22 protein-coding genes and 1 pseudogene are annotated in these 21,195 nt (G+C 48.5%); 10 read left to right on the top strand and 13 right to left on the bottom strand.

Annotated features, from left to right (window positions below):
• Positions 1 to 22: 22 nt before the first annotated feature.
• The 6 genes from flgL to CSQ88_RS06840 all read left to right on the top strand — a co-directional run bounded on the left by flgL (position 23) and on the right by CSQ88_RS06840 (position 6,875).
• On the top strand, positions 23 to 1,483 hold the full coding sequence (gene flgL / locus CSQ88_RS06865) for a flagellar hook-associated protein FlgL (RefSeq protein WP_099397360.1): 1,461 nt from the start codon (positions 23 to 25) through the stop codon (positions 1,481 to 1,483).
• Between the two features lie 101 nt (positions 1,484 to 1,584).
• Positions 1,585 to 2,937: a DNA repair protein RadA gene (gene radA / locus CSQ88_RS06860; RefSeq protein WP_099397359.1), complete on the top strand. Its 1,353-nt coding sequence runs from the start codon at positions 1,585 to 1,587 to the stop codon at positions 2,935 to 2,937.
• A 124-nt stretch (positions 2,938 to 3,061) separates the two neighbouring features.
• Positions 3,062 to 3,388, top strand: coding sequence for a thioredoxin TrxA (gene trxA, locus CSQ88_RS06855; protein ID WP_099397358.1), 327 nt, complete (start codon positions 3,062 to 3,064; stop codon positions 3,386 to 3,388).
• Between the two features lie 127 nt (positions 3,389 to 3,515).
• Positions 3,516 to 4,772: a transcription termination factor Rho gene (rho, locus tag CSQ88_RS06850; protein ID WP_099397357.1), complete on the top strand. Its 1,257-nt coding sequence runs from the start codon at positions 3,516 to 3,518 to the stop codon at positions 4,770 to 4,772.
• A gap of 104 nt (positions 4,773 to 4,876) precedes the next feature.
• Positions 4,877 to 5,134, top strand: a complete 258-nt coding sequence (locus CSQ88_RS06845) for a type B 50S ribosomal protein L31 (protein WP_099397356.1) — start codon at positions 4,877 to 4,879, stop codon at positions 5,132 to 5,134.
• Between the two features lie 115 nt (positions 5,135 to 5,249).
• Positions 5,250 to 6,875 carry a glycosyltransferase family 39 protein gene (locus CSQ88_RS06840; protein WP_099397355.1) on the top strand — a complete coding sequence of 542 codons (1,626 nt, stop codon included), beginning with the start codon at positions 5,250 to 5,252 and terminating at the stop codon, positions 6,873 to 6,875.
• A 51-nt stretch (positions 6,876 to 6,926) separates the two neighbouring features.
• On the opposite strand, the gene CSQ88_RS06835 is transcribed toward CSQ88_RS06840, so the two are convergent.
• From CSQ88_RS06835 to argF, 8 genes are all read right to left on the bottom strand, one after another.
• The gene (locus CSQ88_RS06835) at positions 6,927 to 7,100 is read right to left on the bottom strand and encodes a DUF3149 domain-containing protein (protein WP_099397372.1); all 174 of its coding nucleotides are present in this window, start codon (positions 7,098 to 7,100) and stop codon (positions 6,927 to 6,929) included.
• Positions 7,101 to 7,181: 81 nt separating this feature from the next.
• Positions 7,182 to 9,020 (bottom strand): diguanylate cyclase, encoded by a 1,839-nt coding sequence (locus CSQ88_RS06830; protein WP_099397354.1) that lies wholly within the window; start codon positions 9,018 to 9,020, stop codon positions 7,182 to 7,184.
• Positions 9,021 to 9,060: 40 nt separating this feature from the next.
• Positions 9,061 to 9,555, bottom strand: coding sequence for a YajQ family cyclic di-GMP-binding protein (locus tag CSQ88_RS06825; RefSeq protein WP_099397353.1), 495 nt, complete (start codon positions 9,553 to 9,555; stop codon positions 9,061 to 9,063).
• A gap of 54 nt (positions 9,556 to 9,609) precedes the next feature.
• Positions 9,610 to 9,921 carry a pyrimidine/purine nucleoside phosphorylase gene (locus CSQ88_RS06820; RefSeq protein WP_099397352.1) on the bottom strand — a complete coding sequence of 104 codons (312 nt, stop codon included), beginning with the start codon at positions 9,919 to 9,921 and terminating at the stop codon, positions 9,610 to 9,612.
• A 10-nt stretch (positions 9,922 to 9,931) separates the two neighbouring features.
• Positions 9,932 to 10,153: a DUF2788 domain-containing protein gene (locus CSQ88_RS06815; protein ID WP_099397351.1), complete on the bottom strand. Its 222-nt coding sequence runs from the start codon at positions 10,151 to 10,153 to the stop codon at positions 9,932 to 9,934.
• A 70-nt stretch (positions 10,154 to 10,223) separates the two neighbouring features.
• Positions 10,224 to 11,438, bottom strand: coding sequence for an argininosuccinate synthase (locus CSQ88_RS06810; protein WP_099397350.1), 1,215 nt, complete (start codon positions 11,436 to 11,438; stop codon positions 10,224 to 10,226).
• 31 nt (positions 11,439 to 11,469) lie between these two features.
• Complete coding sequence (gene leuE / locus CSQ88_RS06805; RefSeq protein WP_099397349.1) at positions 11,470 to 12,090, bottom strand: leucine efflux protein LeuE; 621 nt, start codon at positions 12,088 to 12,090, stop codon at positions 11,470 to 11,472.
• A gap of 109 nt (positions 12,091 to 12,199) precedes the next feature.
• Complete coding sequence (gene argF / locus CSQ88_RS06800; protein ID WP_180273564.1) at positions 12,200 to 13,114, bottom strand: ornithine carbamoyltransferase; 915 nt, start codon at positions 13,112 to 13,114, stop codon at positions 12,200 to 12,202.
• Positions 13,115 to 13,457: 343 nt separating this feature from the next.
• On the opposite strand from argF, the pseudogene CSQ88_RS06795 reads away from it, so the two are divergent.
• Together CSQ88_RS06795 and fabG are read left to right on the top strand one after the other, a co-directional pair.
• Positions 13,458 to 13,745, top strand: a pseudogene (locus tag CSQ88_RS06795) (DUF3579 domain-containing protein); the annotation flags it as partial.
• 319 nt (positions 13,746 to 14,064) lie between these two features.
• Positions 14,065 to 14,805, top strand: a complete 741-nt coding sequence (gene fabG, locus CSQ88_RS06790) for a 3-oxoacyl-ACP reductase FabG (RefSeq protein ID WP_099397347.1) — start codon at positions 14,065 to 14,067, stop codon at positions 14,803 to 14,805.
• Between the two features lie 164 nt (positions 14,806 to 14,969).
• Here fabG and CSQ88_RS06785 read toward each other — a convergent pair whose 3' ends face one another.
• From CSQ88_RS06785 to CSQ88_RS06775, 3 genes are read right to left on the bottom strand one after another with little or no spacing between them, the layout of a single operon-like run.
• Complete coding sequence (locus CSQ88_RS06785; RefSeq protein ID WP_374700457.1) at positions 14,970 to 15,290, bottom strand: metal-sensitive transcriptional regulator; 321 nt, start codon at positions 15,288 to 15,290, stop codon at positions 14,970 to 14,972.
• The gene (locus tag CSQ88_RS06780) at positions 15,277 to 15,483 is read right to left on the bottom strand and encodes a heavy-metal-associated domain-containing protein (RefSeq protein WP_099397345.1); all 207 of its coding nucleotides are present in this window, start codon (positions 15,481 to 15,483) and stop codon (positions 15,277 to 15,279) included. Before CSQ88_RS06780 ends, CSQ88_RS06785 begins: the two co-directional genes overlap by 14 nt.
• Positions 15,484 to 15,518: 35 nt before the next feature.
• Positions 15,519 to 17,624 carry a cation-translocating P-type ATPase gene (locus CSQ88_RS06775; protein ID WP_099397344.1) on the bottom strand — a complete coding sequence of 702 codons (2,106 nt, stop codon included), beginning with the start codon at positions 17,622 to 17,624 and terminating at the stop codon, positions 15,519 to 15,521.
• A 331-nt stretch (positions 17,625 to 17,955) separates the two neighbouring features.
• On the opposite strand from CSQ88_RS06775, the gene CSQ88_RS06770 reads away from it, so the two are divergent.
• Positions 17,956 to 18,984, top strand: a complete 1,029-nt coding sequence (locus CSQ88_RS06770; protein ID WP_218963023.1) for a PhzF family phenazine biosynthesis protein — start codon at positions 17,956 to 17,958, stop codon at positions 18,982 to 18,984.
• Between the two features lie 221 nt (positions 18,985 to 19,205).
• On the opposite strand, the gene CSQ88_RS06765 is transcribed toward CSQ88_RS06770, so the two are convergent.
• Both CSQ88_RS06765 and CSQ88_RS06760 read right to left on the bottom strand, forming a co-directional pair.
• On the bottom strand, positions 19,206 to 19,811 hold the full coding sequence (locus tag CSQ88_RS06765) for a LysE family translocator (RefSeq protein ID WP_099397342.1): 606 nt from the start codon (positions 19,809 to 19,811) through the stop codon (positions 19,206 to 19,208).
• Between the two features lie 58 nt (positions 19,812 to 19,869).
• Entirely contained in the window at positions 19,870 to 20,178 is a 309-nt protein-coding gene (locus CSQ88_RS06760; protein WP_180273563.1) for a DUF2917 domain-containing protein, read from the bottom strand.
• Positions 20,179 to 20,272: 94 nt separating this feature from the next.
• On the opposite strand from CSQ88_RS06760, the gene CSQ88_RS06755 reads away from it, so the two are divergent.
• Positions 20,273 to 21,163: a LysR substrate-binding domain-containing protein gene (locus CSQ88_RS06755; RefSeq protein ID WP_099397340.1), complete on the top strand. Its 891-nt coding sequence runs from the start codon at positions 20,273 to 20,275 to the stop codon at positions 21,161 to 21,163.
• Positions 21,164 to 21,195 lie beyond the last annotated feature (32 nt).

Below are 21,195 nucleotides of genomic sequence, written 5' to 3'. Positions count from 1 at the left end.
GTATTTATAAGGAATAATTAGCATGCGTATCGCAACCACGACAATTTATAAGCAAGGGGCTGCTGAATTACAGCGCCATTCCAGCGTGCAAGCGAAGTTGCAAAATCAATTGTCCACCGGTCGCCGGGTATTAACGCCTGCTGATGATCCTATCTCATCAGCAAAAATACTGGATGTTACCCAGGCCCAGGAGCTGAACAAGCAATATGCGGTAAACAGCCAGACTGCTGATTCTGCAATGCGCCTTTCCGAGTCGACCTTGCAGCAGGTTACCGATCTGCTGCACGATATTTATTCGCTGGCAGTGAAGGCGGGCAATCCTTCGCAGACCCTGGCCGAAAAAAAGCTGTTGGATTCGGAATTGCAAGGGCAGTACCAGGAAATGATGAGCCTTGCCAATGCAACCGATGGCGGCGGATCGTATTTGTTTTCCGGTTTTAAAGGCTCCACTAAGCCATTCAGCGAAACATCCTTTGGTAATGTGACTTACGCAGGTGATGACGGCCAGCGCCAGATGCAAATATCGGGATCCAGGCAGATTCCGGTATCTGAATCGGGGTATCAGATTTTTCAGGCGGGCCGCACCGGTAATGGTAATTTTGTGAGCTCTGCTAACGCTGTGGCGCCTGGTAATTCAGGGAGCGGGGTGATCAGCCCGGGTGAAGTGGTTGATATTACAAAGTGGAATAACCCGGCTCATTCACAAAAATTTAAAATTGAATTTAAATCGGTTGATGATCCGGCTAAGCCGGGTAAGCCAGTGATTGCTTACGATATTATCGATAACCAGGCGATGCTGGCCGACGGGGTGACCGCCAATCCCAATTTTAATAAATCAGCAATCGATGGCTACAATTACACGGCCGGGGCGAGGCCTGCTGTGCCGGGCGCGCTTAATAACTACCCGCGTGCCTACGTGCCGGGTGGCGACATTGTGTTTAAAAACCTGGCCAGCGACCCTGTTGGGGTTCCGCCGGTTGCCCCTTGGGATTACGGTATAAAAATGAATGTGACCGGGCAGCCAAGCGTGGTGATTGGGCCGCTTGGCGCTAACCCAACACCCACCGGGCCGGTTTCCAGTGGCGTAACGGATTCATTTAATGTAGATCCAAGCCGCAGTAATGGTGATATTTTTCAAACCATGAAGGTCTTTTCTGATGCTTTAAATTCTTATCAGACCAGCCCGACCGGGATGGCTAATTTTCAGAATCAGTTAAATACTGTTTTGCAAAATACCAGCAATATGCTGACCAATGTATTGTCATCCCAGGGGAATCTTGGGGCGAGAATGATTGAAACTCAGTCTGTTCAGGATACGAATGGCGATTTGAAAGTGCAATATGGACAAACATTGTCGCAATTGCAGGATCTGGATTATTCAACCGCCCTGAGTGATTTTTCTTTAACGCAAACTCTGCTTGAGGCATCACGAAAATCGTTTTCCCAAGTGCAGGGATTAAGTTTATTTCAATATATTAGCTAATCTGAAAAGCGGCCATCCCCGGCCGCTTTTTTATAAGTGGCAGCTGGCCCTCTGTAATATCGGCCGGGCTGCCCGGTGCTGACTCCTGTATTATCTGGCCTATGGCTAAAATTCGATCCTCTTTTGTTTGTCAGCTCTGCGGTGCTGCATCTTCTAAATGGCAGGGGCAATGCCCCGGTTGCGGTGAATGGAATACCCTGCAGGAGGGGGTGGCAGAAACTGCAGCAAGCACCCGCTTTCAATCCCTGGCCGCCGACGGTGCGATCCGCCAGTTAAGCGATGTGGAGGCGGCGGAAATCCCTCGTATTGCAACAGGTATGGCTGAGCTTGACCGCGTATTGGGCGGTGGCCTGGTGCCCGGTGGTGTGGTGCTGATTGGCGGGGACCCGGGAATTGGTAAATCCACGCTGCTGCTGCAGGCCATGACCCTGCTGGCTGCAGAGCGTCCTGTTTTGTATGTATCCGGTGAGGAATCCCCGCAGCAAATTGCTTTACGCGCTAAACGCCTTGGCTTGCCTGCGGGCAAAGTGGCGCTCTACGCCGAAATTGGTTTGGATAAAATTCTGCTTGCACTGGAAAAAGTAGGCCCTCAGGTTGCGGTTATTGACTCGATTCAAACGGTTTATTCAGAAGCGCTTACATCGGCTCCAGGCAGTGTTGCACAGGTCCGGGAGTGTGCCGCGCAGCTTACACGCTATGCCAAACGCACCGGGACCACTATTTTTCTGGTGGGCCACGTGACAAAAGATGGCGCAATTGCCGGGCCGCGGGTGCTGGAGCATATTGTAGATGCGGTGCTGTATTTCGAAGGGGACACGCATTCCAGCTTCAGGCTGATCCGTGCGATTAAAAATCGCTTTGGTGCGGTTAACGAGCTGGGCGTCTTTGCCATGACCGATAAAGGTCTGCGTGAAGTGTCCAACCCCTCAGCACTGTTTTTGTCCCAGCATAAAGAACCTGTGCCGGGGAGTTGTGTCCTAGTGACACAGGAGGGGACCCGGCCGCTGCTGGTAGAAATTCAGGCGCTGGTTGATGATTCGCACTCCCCGCAGCCTAAGCGCCTTGCTGTTGGGGTAGAGCAAAATCGTCTGGCTTTGCTGCTTGCTGTTTTGCATCGGCATGCAGGCATTGCGGCATTTGATCAGGATGTGTTTATTAACGCCGTGGGTGGTGTACGGATCGCCGAGCCCGCGGCAGACCTGGCCGTTTTATTGGCGATTGTGTCTTCTTTAAAAAACCGCCCTTTGCCGGAAAAACTGGTGGTGTTTGGTGAGGTAGGGCTGGCAGGTGAAGTGAGGCCGGTACAGCGGGGGCAGGAGCGCCTGCGTGAGGCAGCCAAGCTGGGGTTTACCCATGCCATTGTGCCCAAAGGGAACCGGCCACGCCAGAGTATTGAAGGAATGACGGTGACTCTGGTTGAGCGCCTGGAAGAGGCGGTTAACGCGGCCATGTAAGTTTTCGAGTACAATGGGCTTGAAAAATAAGCATACGCCCACATCAATAAAACATTGCTGGCTTCTTCATCCTTCGTCTAGGATTTGATGAGTCAATTGATTACCCCCATGCTGGAGATTAAATATGAGTGAACATATCGCACAGGTTACAGATGCCACTTTTGAAGCAGAAGTGTTGCAGGCTCAGGGCCCTGTTTTGGTTGATTATTGGGCAGAATGGTGCGGCCCGTGCAAAATGATTACTCCGATTCTGGAAGAAGTTGGTGCCGAATACGCAGGTCGTTTGAAAGTGGCTAAGCTGAATATTGATGATAATCAGGCGACTCCGCCTAAATATGGCATTCGTGGTATTCCAACACTGATGCTGTTTGTGGCAGGTGAAGTAAAAGCCACTAAGGTTGGCGCGTTGTCAAAATCGCAATTAACCGCATTTCTTGATAGTAATATTTGACAGCACTAAGTAAATCCATATAGGCTTATGGATATTCAACTGGGCCAGCCGGATATTCTTTTCGGCCCGCCCGGATTATTTAATTTCTATTTTTTCCCTTCCCGATTTATTCAAGCGCGCCCTCCCTATGCACCTGTCTGATTTAAAACACCTCCATGTTTCCGAACTTGTTGATATGGCTACGTCTTGCGAGATCGACGGTGCAAACCGGCTGCGTAAGCAAGATCTTGTTTTTGCCATTCTGAAAACAAAAGCCAAAAAAGGCGAGAGCATTTACGGCGATGGTACGCTGGAAGTGTTGCCCGATGGTTTTGGTTTTTTGCGAAGCCCGGATACTTCCTATCTGGCAGGCCCTGACGATATTTATGTCAGCCCCAGCCAAATCCGCCGTTTTAACCTGCATACCGGCGATACCATTGATGGCGAAATCCGAACGCCTAAAGATGGCGAGCGCTACTTCGCACTGGTTAAGGTTGATAAAGTAAATGGCGAACCACCAGAAAACGCCAAGCACAAAATTCTGTTTGAAAATTTAACGCCATTATTCCCCAATAAGCGTTTACATCTTGAGCGTGATATTCGTGCCGAAGAAAATGTTACCGGCCGTATCATTGATTTGATCGCGCCTATTGGTAAAGGCCAGCGCGCACTCTTAGTAGCGCCGCCTAAAACCGGTAAAACGGTGATGTTGCAGCATATTGCCCACGCAATCAGTGCGAATCACCCTGAAGTGATGTTGATTGTGCTGCTGATTGACGAGCGTCCTGAAGAAGTGACCGAAATGCAGCGCTCCGTGAAGGGCGAAGTGGTTTCTTCTACCTTTGATGAGCCGGCAACCCGTCACGTGCAAGTGGCCGAAATGGTCATTGAAAAAGCCAAGCGCCTTGTTGAGCATAAAAAAGACGTGGTGATTCTGCTGGATTCGATCACCCGCTTAGCCCGTGCCTACAACACCGTAGTACCTGCCTCTGGCAAGGTATTGACGGGTGGTGTGGATGCAAACGCATTGCAGCGCCCTAAGCGCTTCTTTGGTGCTGCGCGTAATATTGAAGAGGGTGGCAGCTTAACGATTATTGCCACTGCGCTGATTGATACCGGCAGCCGTATGGATGATGTGATTTACGAAGAATTCAAGGGTACGGGTAATAATGAAATCCACCTTGATCGTCGTATGGCAGAAAAACGTACTTATCCTGCGTTAAATGTAAATCGCTCCGGCACACGTCGTGAAGAATTGCTGATTCAGCAGGATCAATTGCAAAAGATTTGGGTTCTGCGCAAATTACTTTATCCAATGGATGATCTGGATGCGATGGAATTCCTGTTGGATAAAATCAAAGGAACCAAAAATAATATGGATTTCTTTGATTCAATGCGTCGATAAACACATACAGCGCAGCTTGTTCTCAATGCGCTTTTGTGCGATGATCTCGTTTTTATGGCTAGTGTTGGCACAACCCCAGCACGCTAAATGTAAAGGGAAGTAAAATGAAAGACGGTATTCACCCAGAATATAAAGATGTTGTATTCCAAGACGTAGCTGCTGATTTCACATTTATGAGCCGCTCTACTCTGACTGCTAAACAAACTATCGTTTGGACTGACGGCAAAGAATATCCACTGGTTAAGTTGGATATTTCTTCGGAATCACACCCATTCTACACCGGCAAACAAAAGATCGTGGACACTGCTGGTCGTATCGACAAGTTCCGTCAAAAATACAGCATGTACGGCAGCAAGGAATAATTGTTCCTGCGCAGTATCTGAAAAAGGCAGCCGCGCGCTGCCTTTTTTGCATTTTAAGTCGTCTTTAAAAATCTGATCGTCATTTTCAGATTCCTGTAGGCCCTGGGCAAATACCATGTTGACTTATATTCCTCCTCTAGAGCGTGAGCCGCAGGCTGCAGCTGCTGAAAAGCCTTGGCTGCTGTTGCTGCTTTGTTTGGTCTGGCTGCTGCCGGGCCTGATTGGCCATGATCCATGGAAACCCGACGAGGTTGAAACTGCCGCCGTGATTCAGCAGTTTATGCATGGAGCGTATTGGTCTGTGCCCCAGTTTGCAGGGCAGCCCTATTTGGAGCACGCCCCCTTATACTATTGGAGCGCGGCGCTGCTTGCATGGCCTTTGCAAAAATTGGGTATGGCAGTGCACGATGCGGCCCGTTTAACAACAGGCATCTGGATGGCGCTGGCTTTATGGGGCTTGGGTCTGGCAGGGCGTGAGTTATACGGGCGCCGCTATGGCAGGGTTGCGGTTATTACGCTGATAGGCTGCATTGGCTTGATTATCTGGGGGCATCATCTCTCCCCTCAGGTATTGGTTTTGGCTGGGTTTGCCTGGCATATTTATGGATTAGCCTATGCCCTGCGCCAGCCTTTGCGTGCGGGCTTAATACTGGGGCTTGCATGGTTACTGCTGCTTTTAGGGGGGAATTGGGCAGAGTTTCTGCTGGCGCTCACTTCGGCATTGTTACTGTTTCTATTCAGGCCATGGCGAAATACCTCTTTTGGGGTGAGTTTGCTTTCGGCCCTGGTGATTGCAGTTCCGCTCAGTGCAATCTGGCCAATCGATCTTTATCAGCATGCGCGCCCGGTATTTAATTTGTGGGTTGATCAATACGCGCTGGGGCCATTTGGCGGCGTGGCGGATTTTAAAGCATTTCATGCATTTGGCTTTTTCTCCTCGATTGTATTGTGGTTTGCCTGGCCAGCTTTGCCTCTGGCTATTTGGGGTCTATGGGCAAACCGCCGGCAACTCATTCAACCTAAAATGCTTTTGCCTAGTGTTTTGCTGCTTTTACATGTGCTTTGGTTTGTGATGGCAGGCGATGCGCGTGAATCTCATGCTCTGATTGTGCTGCTGCCTTTGTCTATTCTTGGGGCCAGCGGGGTGGATGATTTGCGCCGTGGTGCAGCTCAGGCTCTGAATTGGTTTGGCCTGATGACTTTTGGCCTGTTCACGGCTTTGCTATGGCTGGGCTGGCTTGCTGTACACACGGGCGCACCTGCAGGCCTAGCAAGGACCCTGCGTGAAGCAAGCCCTGCCTATCTGGAGCAATGGGATGTGCCGGGTATTATTTTTGCGATTGGCCTGACTGTTATCTGGGGCATTGTTATTGCCCGTAAACGCCCGCCAGGGCGGCTGGCGGTGACCAACTGGGCTTGTGGGGTTACTTTGATCTGGGGCGTCTTAATCAGCCTTTGGCAGCCATGGCTGGATGCTCAGAAAAGCTACCGTGCGGTTTCATATTCTTTGCTGGATGCCATGAAGGGGCAAAAAGAGTGTATCGACGGGCGAAATATTCCTTCTGCGCCGCTGGCTTCGTTTGAATATTTTGCAGGTATTACTTTGCAGCAGGGCGTGAAGGCAGAATCTTGCGGCTTACGGATGACCATTGGTGGCGAGCCGCTTGGGAGTACCGTTTTGTGGCGTGGAAACCGGGCAGGGGAGCGTAAGGAGTCTTTTGCACTTATTGTGGTTCAATAATAAAAAAGGATCGCCCCGGCGATCCTTTTTAACAGTTTTTCATATTATTTATTATTTGCTGGTGTTTTTATCCAGTGCTTTTAAATGTGCTACTGTATCTTCGCTGACTTTACGGCGTACATAGAAAAAAATATAGACAGCCATACCCAAAACAAAGAATATAGTAAATAAGCTTAATAAGCCGATATCGGAAGTAAACAGCGCTTGAAGTGGTGTGTTTTCCATGATGACCGCCATATATTTATATATATGATATATAAATACAAACAGGGCCTGCAGGTATTGATGCATATCAAGTTTTACATGTCATTGCTTATTAAAAATGACGGTTTGATTTCTGCCTTCGTGTTTAGCCTGATACAGTGCCTGATCGGCGCGTTTAAGAATCCGGTCAATTTTTTGATCATCCGCTTCTAAAATAGTAAGCCCAAGGCTGGCTGTAAATTGTAAGGTTTGTTTGTCAGTTAATGAAATACGCTGTGCTTCAATTCTTTGCCTTAAGCGCTCTGCAACCGGAAATCCTTTTTCTAAATCGGTTTCTGGCAGCAAAATAGCAAATTCTTCGCCGCCAATACGGCCAATAATATCAATATCCCTGAGGGTAGACTGGCAAAGCCCGGCTAAACTTTGAATTGCAATATCGCCCGTATCATGTCCCCAGTTATCATTAATTTTTTTGAAATGGTCAATATCAAGCATGATGACAATAAGCGGCTGCTGATTACGTTTAGCACGTGCAATTTCATGATTGGCGCGCTCGGTGAAATAAGCACGGTTAAATAAGCCAGATAAGCTGTCTATTGTGGCCCTGTGCTGAAGATCGGCCTCCAGCTGTTTTTTACTGGTGATATCGCTGATACCAATCATGATGGTGGTTGATTGATTTGTTTCATGCACAGACATGGATAAATTGCCCCAGAAGGGCTGCCCGTCTTTGCGTTGCAGCAAGACTTCTATATTGTGCTGGGCATCGCCTTGCTGAATTCTTTGCACCTGCTCCAAAAAGGTGAGCTTGGATTTATAAAGCTCGAATGCACGCTGCGAAAGTGCCCCGGCCTGAGTCTGGTCAAATAATTCAGCCGCCTGATGATTGATATAGGTAATAAAATAATCAGGCATCCGCGCTAATACAATAGCGACCGGGCTGGTTTCAATCATTTGGCGGAAACGGGCCTCGCTTGCATTTAAATACTTTTCTTTTTTATGCAAGTTTTGCGTGAGCCTGTGCGAGCGCCAGAAGAAATAGCACATCAGCAGGGCCATGACCAGTAATATGCCACCGCCAAATAAATAATAAAGTGTGTTTTTATGCCAGAGAAGTAAATAGTCTTCTGATGACGCATTCACAACAACAATAAATGGGGTGTCTTTGATCGGGTGATAGCTGCTGATGCTTTGTGATGGCTCAGTGTGGTTAATTAATACGCTGCTTTCTTTGCCATTAATTAAATTTTGAATAACGAAATCATCAAATAAAGGCGCAGAGGCGTGAGCCGGGTATTTGGCTAATATCCCTTTGTTCTGATCAATCAGATGGATGCTGGCATGCTTGCCAATATTCTGGTTGCTGAGCAGACCGTCTAAATAATTGCGGGTAACACTGGCAACAATTAAACCAGAAAAATCGGCCGTCAGCGATTCCACTCTGCGTGCAACAATTATGCCTGTGTTTTCACTGCGGTTTGAAAGACTGGCATAAATTTTTTCCTGATAACGATTATTGCGGACAAGTTGAAAGTAATCGTTATTGATAAGCTGGCCGCTGCCTGGCGTATCTAATGCACGGTGGCTGATATTACTATTGCTGCTGACCAGCATAATATTATCGGCCTGATGAATTTGCAGCAGTTTATCTAATAAAATATTTTGCAATTCCTGATTGCGGGCGCTGCTTTTTTCTGTGTTGCTTAAATCATCCGGGCTGATTTTATCGCTCAGATCTTTGAGGATAATATCAATTTCTCTTAATGAGCTGCTAATCTGGCTGGCAATTTCGCTGGATTGATGGGCAGCTTCAAGGCGTGTGCGCTGTACTTCTACTTGATAAGAGCTATTCACCTGATAGGCAAGAATAAATATCATCCCTAGGCCAAAAAGCATGGCAAGCAGGGTGATAAAAGCAGATTGGCGAGTGGTCCAGTTCATGGTGTGGGCGGCAGAAACACTGCCGCCCTGATCCTAAGTATTAGTCGCGGAAGTTTTGATATTGTAATGGGAAGTCAGTAATTGATTTTCTCATTAATGCAATTACTTCCTGCAGAATGTCGCGCTTGGCACCTGTTACACGCACGGTATCACCCTGAATGGCTGTTTGTACTTTCAGTTTTTCATCTTTAATCAGCTTGATGATTCTTTTAGCTAATTCCTGATCAATCCCTGCCTTGATTTTCATTTCTACTTTGACTTTGTTGCCGGATACTTTTTGTACATCGCCGCTTTCCAGACGTTTACTGCTGTCAGCTTCTTTTTTTTCTAGGGCAGGAAATAAAATGTCTTTTATCTGATCGAGTTGAGCATTTGAATCGCCATGCAAAGTGATGGTTTCATCTTTTTCGTTTAAATCGACTTTGGCGCTGGTGCCTTTAAAATCAAAGCGATTATTGATGACGCGTTCAACGGCATCAATCGCGTTTTTAAGGGCAACCATATCGAGTTCGGAGCTGATATCGAAAGAAGGCATGGGCTTCTCCTTTATAGTAAGTAGTGAATTAAAGCTATTTGGGTCGTTTGCTGTTTAAGCAAAATGGCAAACATAGTGCAGTGTTTCTATGGTTTCAATGTCAAAACTGGAATTAGCCGGTACATTGAAGCTTTGGCCTGCAGTATAGGGGGTGGCTTCAGATTCACCGGCCAGTTTTACATGGCACAGGCCATCAATGATTTCCATGATCTCTGCAGCGCCTGTGTTGAAAGTTAAAGCAGATGGCAAAATAACGCCGACGGTTTTCTTTTCGCCGCTTGCTAAAATGAGGGTGTGCGATACACAGCGTCCGTCAAAATAGATATTGCCTTTTTTTAACACGGATACATTATCGAATTGCGACATGATTTACTCTTTATTTTTGAATGATTTCGGTCAGTACGGTTTTAACAATAAAGCCAAATACACCGAAGCCTAAGGTGAAAAATAGGACGAGTGAGCCATAGCGGCCGGCTTTAGAGTCAGCCGCTAAGCGATAAATAATAAAACCCATATAAATGATGAGGCCGGTGCAGAGAATCGATACCGATAAGGTGGTAAATGTTTCCTCTGAAATATTTTTAAACGCCTCAAACATGGTATTTCCTTTGATTCTGTTGACGAACAAAGCCGGCAGTAAGCCGGCTTTGTTTTAATCTGATCTAAACTTACTTGCGTAATTTAGCGGCAATTCTCATACGCAATGCATTCAGTTTGATAAAGCCTGCAGCATCAGCCTGATTATAAGCCCCGCCGTCGTCTTCAAAGGTAGCAATATTGGCATCAAACAAGGATTCTTTAGAATCACGCCCCACCACAATCACATTGCCTTTGTAGAGCTTCACACGTACCCAGCCATTTACATGGGCCTGGCTGGCGTCAATCATGCTTTGCAGCATCAGACGCTCTGGTGCCCACCAGTAGCCGTTATAAATCAGGCTGGCATATTTTGGCATCAGCTCGTCTTTCAGGTGAGCCACTTCACGGTCAAGACAGATGGATTCAATGGCGCGGTGCGCTTTAAGCATAATCGTGCCGCCTGGGGTTTCGTAGCAGCCGCGGCTCTTCATGCCCACAAAGCGGTTTTCAACCAGATCAAGGCGGCCAATGCCGTGCTTGCCACCCAGCTGATTGAGTGTAGCCAAGACGGTAGCCGGGCTCATTTTTACGCCGTTGATGCCGGTGATATCGCCTTGCTCGTACTCAAGCTCTACATATTCTGCAGCATCCGGTGCTTTTTCCGGGCTGACAGACCATAGCCACATATCTTCTTCCGGCTCATCGGCAGGGTTTTCTAATACCTGGCCTTCGTAAGAGATATGCAGCAGGTTGGCATCCATAGAATAAGGGCTGCCGCCATTCTTTTTCTTGGCGATATCTATGCCGTGCTTTTCGGCGTAATCCAGCAGTTTTTCACGGCTGTTTAAATCCCATTCACGCCATGGCGCAATCACTTTGATGTCCGGGCGCAGGGCGTAATAGCCCAGCTCGAAGCGAACCTGATCATTACCCTTGCCTGTAGCACCGTGGCTGACGGCATCTGCCCCGGTCAGGTTAGCGATTTCAATCTGACGCTTGGCGATCAGCGGGCGGGCAATGGATGTGCCCAGCAGGTATTCGCCTTCGTAAACGGTGTTGGCGCGAAACATGGGGAAGACAAAGTCACGAACAAATTCTTCGCGTAAATCATCAATAAAAATATTTTCTGGCTTAATGCCAAAATTCACTGCTTTTTGGCGGGCAGGCTCCAGCTCTTCACCCTGGCCCAGGTCTGCGGTAAAAGTCACCACTTCGCATTGATATGTATCTTGCAACCACTTCAGAATTACCGAGGTATCGAGGCCACCAGAGTAGGCAAGAACCGCTTTTTTTACGTCAGACATGAGAACTCCAAGAGGGGGAGAAAGGCAAGGATTAGTGAAAGAGAGCAAGCCGCGCACCAAAACTGATGAAAAGTACACCGGTCAGGCGAGCCAGCCAACGGCCCAACCACTGTTTGCCTGCTAGTCGCCTGGAAAGGCCAGCACCAGCAAAAATTAAAAAGGTCAGATAAGCCAGACTTACGGCTTGTACGATCATGCCAAGTACTACAAAAGTGAGCGGAATCCGGTCATAAGTCGGGTCCACAAACTGGGGGAAGAATGCCATAAAAAACAAAATTGCTTTCACATTTACAAGCGAAATAGACAGTGCCTGCTTGTAAATATGGCCAGACGGTATTTCAACAGCTGCATGATGGCCTGCCTGAGGTTTTGGCAGCAGCATTTTAATACCCATCCATGCTAAATAGGCGGCTCCGGCGTAGCGAACCATATCAAATGCTGCAGGATGAGTACGCATCAAAGATGCAACACCCACACTGGCGAGTAACATCAGGATTAAATCGCCGGTCACAATGCCAGCGGCGGCAGCATAACCTGCACGTACGCCTTGTTTGGCTGCAACAGACAAAGCGAAAATCGAGTTTGGCCCCGGCAATAAAATGATAAATATAGTGCCGAGCAAATAACTGCTTAAATCGGTAATGCCAAACATGAAGTGCGATCCTGTATTACTGGGCTATTAGGCGCTGAAAATGCGCCATTTTTTAAATCTTGGTGCTCTAAACGATGGTAAATGAGCAGTTTTGCTCATTTTTGAGCGTTTAGCCCTCTACTTTACCCAGTAATAGATATTCAATCACTGCTTTTTGCGTATGCATGCGATTTTCTGCTTCATCCCACACTACAGATTGCGGGCCATCGATCACTTCAGGATCAACTTCTTCACCGCGATGAGCTGGCAGGCAATGCATAAACATGGCGTTGGCCTTGGCTTGCAGCATCACTTTTTCGCTGACCTTGTAGTGCAAAAAGTCTTTTCTGCGCTGCAGTGTTTCGCGCTCAAAGCCCATTGAAGTGCAAACGTCGGTGGTGACGATGTCGGCATCTCTGGCGGCCTGATAAGGATCGTAAAAGGTTTCAAAATGCTCAGCGCCGTATTTTTGTCCATCCAGGATGGTCATTTCATAGCCACGCGGGCAGGCCTGATTGAGCTTAAAGTTAAAAATTTTGGCAGCTTGCAGCCAGGTGCGGGAGATATTATTGCTGTCGCCGATCCAGGCCACGGTTTTGCCTTCGATCGAGCCATTTTTTTCGATATAGGTAAAAATATCGGCCAGAATCTGGCATGGATGATATTCATTAGTCAGCCCGTTAATCACAGGGACTAAAGAATTATCGGCAAAGCGCTCAACAATGCTTTGCTCAAAAGTGCGGACCATCACGATATTGGTCATGCGGCTAATCACTTTTGCCACATCTTCGATCGGCTCGCCACGGCCCAGCTGGGTGTCTTTGGATTGCAAAAACATCGCATGACCACCGAATTGCGCCATGCCGGCTTCAAAAGAAACACGGGTGCGGGTCGATGATTTTTCAAAGATCATGGCTAAAACTTTGCCAATCAGCGGCTGGTAAAGCTCGCCTGCGGCTAGTTTTGCTTTAAGAATGGCGGCGCGTTTGAACAGGTAATCGTATTCTTCGCGGGTGAAATCAGTAAATTGCAGATAATGGCGCATAGGGAACAGTCCGAATGGGCTGCCGCTTCAAAAAAGGATTAACCGTGGTGTGCCCGAAGCTGTGATCTGCTGTGCTGTGCACAATTTCTTACAGGTTTTCAAGGCGATGCCAAGGTTATTCATGCAGACCATGCGGCCTTCATTTTTGAAACGGTGTGAGCCACTTTGAGAAAAAAACAACCATTATTCAACCGTTTGCAGGCGACTGGCAAGCTTTGTCAGCCGCTTTTTTTATTATTTGCAAGATATGCTCAGTAAGCGTTTGAGAATTTCTAAGGCAGCAGTTTGGCCTGCGATGGTATAATCTGGTAGATATTCCACCATTAAATACGCTGTTGTTAAAATGATCTGCAATCCATACGAAATCATTATTCAGGGCATTACCAGTAATGGGCGTGAATTTCGGCCCAGTGACTGGGCTGATCGCTTGTCTGGCATCCTCAGTACTTTTGGCGTTGATCAGAAACTTTCTTATGCTCCTTTTGTTCGCCCGATGGTGCACGACAATGTGCGTTGTGTGGCGGTTGATAAGCAGCTTGAGAAAATCGACCCCCGTGTCTTTGAGTTCCTTATGACCTTTGCCCGCGACAATGATTTACGCATTGTTGATTGCCGCTCCTTGCTGAGCGAGCATTACGCGGATAAGCCTGCAGAATAAACATTCTGCTTATCGCTGGCCGGACGATGTCTGGCGGCGAATCATCTTTTTTTCCCTCTCTTCATCCCGGTTTGCTGTGCATTCTGATGCAGGTACGGGCTTGTTTGATACATTCACAAGATGTGTGAATCTTTTGATTCTTGCGATTATTGGCTTGTTGCGTTGCACCAAGTACGTCTATGCTGGAATTAATTGCTTGATTGCTGTTGATATGCTGGCTTATGAGTCAGTGGGCTGGCGTAATCAGCACATTTCGGGCGTGGCCATTTTCAATTGATATGAAAGGTGTGTTATGAGACTTAAAGATAAAGTTGCGATTATCACAGGTTCCGCCAGCGGAATTGGTCAGGCCACAGCGGTTAAGTTTGCAGCAGAAGGTGCTAAAGTCGTGGTTTGCGATGTAAATCAGAGTGGGATTGATGTGGTTGTTTCCAGTCTGGTACAAAGCGGCGCGGTGGCAGTAGGCTATGTGGTGGATGTGACTAATAAAACCCAGATTGCCGAAATGGTGGCAGCGGTTAAGGCTCAGTTTGGCCGTATCGATGTGCTGGTAAATAATGCTGGTATTGTGCAGGATGCACAGCTGATCAAAATGACCGAAGATCAGTTTGATCGTGTGATCGATATCAATCTGAAAGGTGTTTACAACTGTGCCCGCGCGGTGGTCGATACTATGGTAGAGCAGGGCAGTGGCGTAATTTTGAATGCCTCATCAGTGGTAGGCGTGTACGGTAATTTTGGCCAGACCAATTATGCAGCGGCTAAATTTGGGGTGATTGGCTTTGTCAAAACATGGGCTAAAGAGCTGGGCAAAAAAGGCATTCGCGCCAACGCAGTTTGCCCCGGCTTTGTAGCCACACCCATTCTGAAAGCCATGCCAGAAAAAGTCATCCAGGCGATGGAGGATCGTGTGCCGATGAAACGCATGGCTCAACCCGAAGAAATCGCCAATGTGTATGCGTTTTTAGCCAGCGATGAAGCCAGCTATATCAACGGCGCAGCGATTGAAGTGACGGGTGGATTGACGTTGTAAGATTGGATGTAACGCAGGGTGGGTTAGGCCGCATTTGATCGCTGCACAGGTCGATGATGTTTTTCGGCCGTAACCCACCATGGCCCTAAGCTGCGGCGGGTTACGGCCAAAATGCGGTGGCGCTCATATTCAGTGCATCGTTTGGCCTAACCCGCCTACCAGTTTTACCCCAGCGTTTTCCCGCTGAGCTTTTTAACTACCATCATCAGCTCATCAATCGCGGCATCTCCCTCTCCATCTTGAATCGCCTTTGCTACACAGCCATGAGCATGGTTTTCTAAAAGCTGCATGGCGACTGAATCCATGGCTGATTTAATGGCCGAGATTTGCGTCAGCACATCCACGCAGTATCTATCCTCATCGACCATTTTAATCACACCACGAACTTGGCCTTCGATGCGATTGAGCCGGGAGAGCAGTTTTTGTTTGCCCGGTTGCACTACCTTTGGCCCTTCATCTGCGGGGCAGCAATCAGACAAGCTCAAAGCCCGCTCCTTCAATCGCTTCGCCCAAAGCATCAAGCGAAGTCATCGCCGCGTTGTGATCGACTTTAGCGATGCCGCTTTCCAGATCAATCGCCACATGGTTCACGCCGGGCAGGGCACTTAACACGCTGGTTAGAGTACGTACACAACCCATACAAGTCATGCCTTCGATTTTAAGTGTGCTGTGTTCCATTTTTTGCTCCTTTAAATGTTTCATGATCTGAATTTTTACTCTGAAATCCCCAAACTTCTCCACCGCCTCAGCAGCAGAGAATTACTCACTACCGAAACCGAACTCAGCGCCATGGCCGCTCCTGCCAGTACCGGATTAAGCAAGCCGATGGCCGCCAGCGGTATACCCAGCGTGTTATAGAAAAACGCGAAGAATAGATTCTGGCGGATTTTTTTAATGGTGGCGCGGGATAGGGCAATCGCATCGCTCACCGCCAGTAAATCGTTGTGCAGCAGGGTGATATCGGCCGCTTCAATCGCTACATCGCTGCCTGTGCCCATGGCAAAGCTGACCCCGGCTGCGGCGAGTGCGGGGGCGTCGTTTACGCCGTCACCGACCATGGCGACGACTTTAGTTTGCTGCTGGATAAACGCCGCTTTGTCTTGCGGGCGCATTAAGGCTTGGTGTTGGCGTATGCCACTGTCCTTGGTAATGGCGGCGGCTGTGGCAGGCTGATCGCCAGTCAGCATCACCACTTCAATGCCCATTTCGTGCAAACGATTAACTGCTTCTACCGAGCTGGCTCTGAGTGTATCGGCCAGCGCTAATTGTCCTAGCAAGATGCCATTTTTGGTGATGCTCACCAAGGTATACGGCTGAGTGTTTTTCTCAGGCATTTCGCCTGCCCAGCTTGGGATGCCGACTTTGATTTCACTGCCGTCGCTAAGTTTGCCCATTACGCCTTGCCCCGGTACAGCGACAAAGTCACTGATAGGCAAGAGTGGCAGGGTGTTGGCAGTCAAAATGGCGTGGGCTAGCGGGTGTTCTGAGCCTTGCTCTAGACTGGCAGCTAACTGAAGCAAGCCCTCTTTAGATAGCTCGCTCTGTAAGCTGATAATCTCTACCACCTTGGCCTGCCCTGTGGTCAGTGTGCCGGTTTTATCGACCACCAGCATTTCAATTTTGCCTGCATGCTCTAGCGCTGTGGCATTCCTGAATAAAATACCCTGCTGCGCCGCGCGTCCTATGCCGACTGATATTGCAGTTGGCGTGGCCAGCCCCAGTGCGCAAGGGCAGGCGATGACTAAGACGGCAACCGCGTGGATCAGCGCGGTAACGGCGCTATCCCAATACCAAAAACTCCCCCAAAAGGTCAGTACGGCAATCGCCGCTACGATAGGGACGAACACGCCGGAAATTTGGTCGGCAAGGCGCTGGATCGGTGCTTTCGAGCCTTGAGCATGGGCCACCAGCCGCACAATTTCTGCCAGCTGTGTTTTGCTGCCGACGCTGTTGGCCTTGATTTTGAGCATGCCGCTGCTGTTTTTAGTGGCGGCAAAAACCTTGCTGTCGATATTTTTTTCAACCGGCAAGCTCTCTCCTGTCAACATGCTTTCATCAACCGCAGCCTGACCTTCAATCACCACACCATCAACGGGAATCACTTCACCGTGACGCACAATCACGATATCGCCGGGCTTGAGCTGGCCGATGGCTACGTCAATGAGTCCATCTGCCGTTTCTACCCTGGCTGTTTTAGGTTGCAGCTTCAACAGCTCGCTAATCGCCCCCGATGTTTTCTTTTTGGCGCGGCTTTCTAGCCATTTGCCTGCTAATACCAGCGTAATAATCACCGCGCTGGCCTCGAAATATACGTGCTGCTCGTGCATGCCCATCAGGGTAACGGCGGCGGACAGGCCATAAGCCATGGTGGTGCCCAGCGCCACCAGCACATCCATATTCGCCCCACCACTTTTCAGCGCAAAAAACGCGCCGCGATAAAAGCGCCAGCCCAAAATAAACTGCACCGGTGTAGCCAGTAGCATTTGCAGCCAGCGCGGCAATAGCTCGGCGTGATCCGGGCTAAACATGCTGGCCATCAGTGGCAGGCTAAGCAGGGCGGCAATCAGCAGGGGCCAGCGCTCGTCCTTTTCGGCCGCAGCTGGCGTGCTGGCCAGCTCGGCGGTAAATCCTGCGCGGCTGATGGTGGCGATCAGTGCATCGGCGGTAATCGTTGGATCGCTACGGTTGATATGCGCGGTTTCGGTTGCAAAATTAACCTCTGCTGCCACGCCTGCCTGGCGATTAAGGATTTTCTCAATCCGCGCCGCACACGCTGCGCAGGTCATACCACCAAGACGAAGTTGGATTTCTGCAGTCATTTTGCCCTCCTGTTGGAGACTATAATATACCCGCTTAGGGTATATTGAAAGGGGTTTTTGGGGCGAGGACAAAATAGTGCGTTCTGTGAGTGCTTACTTAAAAGAAGCTTCGTGAATGATGGAGTGGCCAAGTATTTTTAGGTACCAAGATCTGTTTTTTTGCTGCCATTTATTGCTTGTAAATCATCGGTAGCAAATTACTCCAAGCTGAGTGCAATCTCATGCAGCCCCCTTACTTTCGACCTAATCAGTCATTTGTATCGGATTTGACCAGTATACTTTGTGGCCTGATCGGCAGAGACCGACCCGCCGTGGCCGGTCAGCAGCAGCAATGTCGTGGTCTGGTCTCGGAGTGATTTCAATTGCGAGCAGCCTGTCGGACTTAGTATCAGCAGCCCGCCCTAAGTCAATTTTCGATCCGCAAAGGGGGCCGTTTTCAATCAGCGCCAACAGTATTGCAGGAGTCAGAGACATGAAAGCTTACACACTCAATGCATTTGCAAAAACCAGCCAAGGTGGCAATCCAGCCGGAGTCGTCTTCGATGCGGACGCTTTGACCGAATCGCAAATGCTTGAAATTGCCAGAATCATTGGCTTCAGCGAAACAGCCTTCGTGATGAAATCCAGTGTCGCGGACTTCAAAGTGCGTTTTTTTACGCCAACAGATGAAGTGGATCTTTGTGGGCATGCCACGATAGCAACGTTCTATGCTCTGGCGAAGTTGGGATTCGTGCGGCCCGGCCAGTACATACAGGAAACCAAAGCCGGGTTGATGAAAGTCGTTGTAGCCGATGATTTGGCTATCCTGATGGATCAGCAAGCCCCAAGTTTTTTTGACGTTTTAGAACCTGCTGATATTGCAGCTTCTCTGAATCTGAATGTGAATGAACTTATGCCTAGTATGCCAGTACAAATAGTGAGCACCGGCATCCGGGATATCATGGTTCCGGTCAAGTCCTTGAAAATCCTTCACGAAATGAAGCCCGACTTTGACCGGGTTGCCGACATCAGCAGGCAGTGGAACGTCGTAGGCTTTCACATATTTACCCTGGAGACTATGAACGGAGGGATGGCCCACTGCAGAAACTTAGCTCCACTTTATGGCATCCCAGAGGAATCCGCGACGGGGACATCTAACGGTGCTCTTGCTTCGTATCTGTTTCAGCAGGGGCTGGTTAACGCTTTACAAGCAAAAAAAATCGTCATTGAGCAGGGCTATTCGATGGAAATGCCTTCAGAAATCGTGGTGTCTTTAACAGCTGAAGGAAATTCCATTTTGCAGGTTAAGGTTGGAGGCAAGGCTTTGAATTTGACTGAGCGGGAGATTGAATTGTCCTGCTCCAAACAAAAGATAAACTGAAAACGATAGCCGACGTTAGATGTACAGGCTGCTAGGGTCTGTTGACGTTTCATTCACTGCGTTATGCTCCTCGACAATAAGCAGTTATTGCCTTCGTCACATGCCTTGTGCCTGGCCGTTTTCCGGCTCAGCGCAATTGTGTATGAAACGTCAACAGACCCTAGGTCGACAGCAAAATAGCTGCGGGAATGCAAGTGCTTGAGTGACGTCCAGCACCGTATTCACTCAGCGGAGCGTTGAACAAGATTCGTAATAAGATAGATGGCCGTCGCCATCAGTAGACTTCCCATTGCTCTATTAAAGAGTCGTATTCGACTCCTGCTATTAAGAAAAATTGCAACACGATCACCGAGTAGCGCCCATAGGGAAAGAGAGGCGTAGCAGATTAAAAAATAAATCAGGATAAAAATAATAAGTGGCTTAGAGCTATGAGCATTGGAAAATAATGTGACCCCGGAGACACAGGCCATCCATGCTTTAGGATTAAACCATTGCAGCAAAAAACCTTGTAAAAATGTGGGTCTGTTTGCTTTATGAAGTGAAATTTCTGGCTTGGAAAAAGCAATTTTATAAGCCATATAGCTGATAAAAGCGGATCCAACCCAGCTAAGTGAAGTCAAAAAAATGGTATAAGCACTTATTAGTTGAAAAAATCCAAAGCCTACAAATATAAGCAATAAAGTAAAGCCAAAACTAGCGCCAGAAACAAAGGGAAGTGTCTGTTTAAATCCGTGGCTGGCTCCGGAGGAAACAATCACCATATTGGCGGGACCAGGGGAAATAGACACAGCGAGTGAAAACAAAATCATAGAAATGATTAAGTGCATTGATGGCTCTCTTTTATTCGAATGAATGTTTTGTTGATCGATTTAATGATTGAGCTGATTACATGGTTATGCTGTCTAGGTAGGAGGGGCAAATCAGGCTTTTAGCACCGCAGCTGCCTTTTTGGATATGGACGCTATTTTTCATGGCTGCGCGTTCACCATAAAAATGCAGCTGCCCATGGCCCTCAATGAGGATTTTTCCCTTTGGTAGAGCAAGCCGCGTGCCCTGCTTGAATTCAAAATCCTCGCTTAAGCGATCGTGGGTTAGCCACAGCTCGCCTGACTCACAGCTCATGTGGGCCGCATGGGCTAAATCGACCACAAATAATTCACCTGCTTGCAAATTAATTCTTAGATAGGTGAACATATCTTTCATATCCTTGGCATAATCAATTCACTATATCTAAGAATATCAAGTGTGTTGCTGATCAATTCTCAGTCTTTATGTGAGCAAAACTAACATGAACCCATTGCCACCCCTTGGGGCTTTACGTGCTTTTGAAGCGGTTGCGCGCTTGGGGAGTGTGGTTAAAGCCGCAGAGTCCTTGCATGTCACGCATAGCGCGATTAGCCATCAATTACGCACATTGGAAGGCTTCTTAGGTTTGTCGTTGTTTTTGCGCGAAGGAAAAAAGCTACTGCTGACAGAAGAAGGGCGGATTTACGCACTGCGGGTGCGGGGTGCTTTGGGCGATATGGCGGAGGCGACCCAAAGGCTGCAAAGTTGCCCCAAGCCGCATGACATCACTATTGGCGTGGTGCCTTCATTTGCCTTGCACTGGTTGCTGCCGCGCCTGCCTGATTTTAAGGCGAAATATCCGCAATACACCGTCAACTTGCGTGCGGGCTTAGGTTTTGAGGATATGAGTAATGGCTTGCTCGATTTGGCGATTCGTATGGGGACGGGCAATTGGGAGGGTTTACAACAGCAGCATTTAATGGACGAGACCGTGCTTTTGGTCGCAGCGGCCCATTTTATGCCGCGCCCACAAACGCTAGCGGAGGTGCAAACTGCGGTGGTTATTGCGAATCCAGCCATCCAATGGACCAGTTGGTGCCAAGCTGCGGGGCTTGCAGATTGGCGGCCTAAGCCTGCTTACACGTATAACGACAGCAATTTAGAAGTTGAAGCGGTTCGTTTAGGACATGGAATTGCACTGAGCCGCCTATCTCTGGTCAGTGCCGCCATAGAGGCGGGCAGTTTGGTGAAAATTACTGAGATAGAAGTCCCCTATCAATACCCATATTGGCTGATTTGGCCAGAAAAAAGCAGCGCCAGCCGCAAATTAGCTGATTTCTCTGCTTGGATTATTGGGCAGGCTAATGACTTTGTGAATGGGCGTAACTCGTGAGGAAAAGTCTAGTTTCTAAGCGGTCGTATCCG

It is taken from the genome of Iodobacter sp. BJB302, from assembly GCF_002735645.1.
Classification (GTDB): Bacteria; Pseudomonadota; Gammaproteobacteria; order Burkholderiales; family Chitinibacteraceae; genus Iodobacter.
The sequence above is the reverse complement of the archived record's forward strand: the minus strand, read 5'-3'. Positions and strand labels throughout refer to the sequence as shown.

Bases quoted from the DNA above. Each gene is read 5' to 3' on its own strand.
- flgL (WP_099397360.1), top strand. From the start codon at position 23: ATGCGTATCGCAACCACGACAATTTATAAGCAAGGGGCTGCTGAATTA.
- radA (WP_099397359.1), top strand. From the start codon at position 1,585: ATGGCTAAAATTCGATCCTCTTTTGTTTGTCAGCTCTGCGGTGCTGCA.
- trxA (WP_099397358.1), top strand. From the start codon at position 3,062: ATGAGTGAACATATCGCACAGGTTACAGATGCCACTTTTGAAGCAGAA.
- rho (WP_099397357.1), top strand. From the start codon at position 3,516: ATGCACCTGTCTGATTTAAAACACCTCCATGTTTCCGAACTTGTTGAT.
- CSQ88_RS06845 (WP_099397356.1), top strand. From the start codon at position 4,877: ATGAAAGACGGTATTCACCCAGAATATAAAGATGTTGTATTCCAAGAC.
- CSQ88_RS06840 (WP_099397355.1), top strand. From the start codon at position 5,250: ATGTTGACTTATATTCCTCCTCTAGAGCGTGAGCCGCAGGCTGCAGCT.
- CSQ88_RS06835 (WP_099397372.1), bottom strand. From the start codon at position 7,100: ATGGAAAACACACCACTTCAAGCGCTGTTTACTTCCGATATCGGCTTA.
- CSQ88_RS06830 (WP_099397354.1), bottom strand. From the start codon at position 9,020: ATGAACTGGACCACTCGCCAATCTGCTTTTATCACCCTGCTTGCCATG.
- CSQ88_RS06825 (WP_099397353.1), bottom strand. From the start codon at position 9,555: ATGCCTTCTTTCGATATCAGCTCCGAACTCGATATGGTTGCCCTTAAA.
- CSQ88_RS06820 (WP_099397352.1), bottom strand. From the start codon at position 9,921: ATGTCGCAATTCGATAATGTATCCGTGTTAAAAAAAGGCAATATCTAT.
- CSQ88_RS06815 (WP_099397351.1), bottom strand. From the start codon at position 10,153: ATGTTTGAGGCGTTTAAAAATATTTCAGAGGAAACATTTACCACCTTA.
- CSQ88_RS06810 (WP_099397350.1), bottom strand. From the start codon at position 11,438: ATGTCTGACGTAAAAAAAGCGGTTCTTGCCTACTCTGGTGGCCTCGAT.
- leuE (WP_099397349.1), bottom strand. From the start codon at position 12,090: ATGTTTGGCATTACCGATTTAAGCAGTTATTTGCTCGGCACTATATTT.
- argF (WP_180273564.1), bottom strand. From the start codon at position 13,114: ATGCGCCATTATCTGCAATTTACTGATTTCACCCGCGAAGAATACGAT.
- fabG (WP_099397347.1), top strand. From the start codon at position 14,065: ATGAGACTTAAAGATAAAGTTGCGATTATCACAGGTTCCGCCAGCGGA.
- CSQ88_RS06780 (WP_099397345.1), bottom strand. From the start codon at position 15,483: ATGGAACACAGCACACTTAAAATCGAAGGCATGACTTGTATGGGTTGT.
- CSQ88_RS06775 (WP_099397344.1), bottom strand. From the start codon at position 17,624: ATGACTGCAGAAATCCAACTTCGTCTTGGTGGTATGACCTGCGCAGCG.
- CSQ88_RS06770 (WP_218963023.1), top strand. From the start codon at position 17,956: ATGTCGTGGTCTGGTCTCGGAGTGATTTCAATTGCGAGCAGCCTGTCG.
- CSQ88_RS06765 (WP_099397342.1), bottom strand. From the start codon at position 19,811: ATGCACTTAATCATTTCTATGATTTTGTTTTCACTCGCTGTGTCTATT.
- CSQ88_RS06760 (WP_180273563.1), bottom strand. From the start codon at position 20,178: ATGTTCACCTATCTAAGAATTAATTTGCAAGCAGGTGAATTATTTGTG.
- CSQ88_RS06755 (WP_099397340.1), top strand. From the start codon at position 20,273: ATGAACCCATTGCCACCCCTTGGGGCTTTACGTGCTTTTGAAGCGGTT.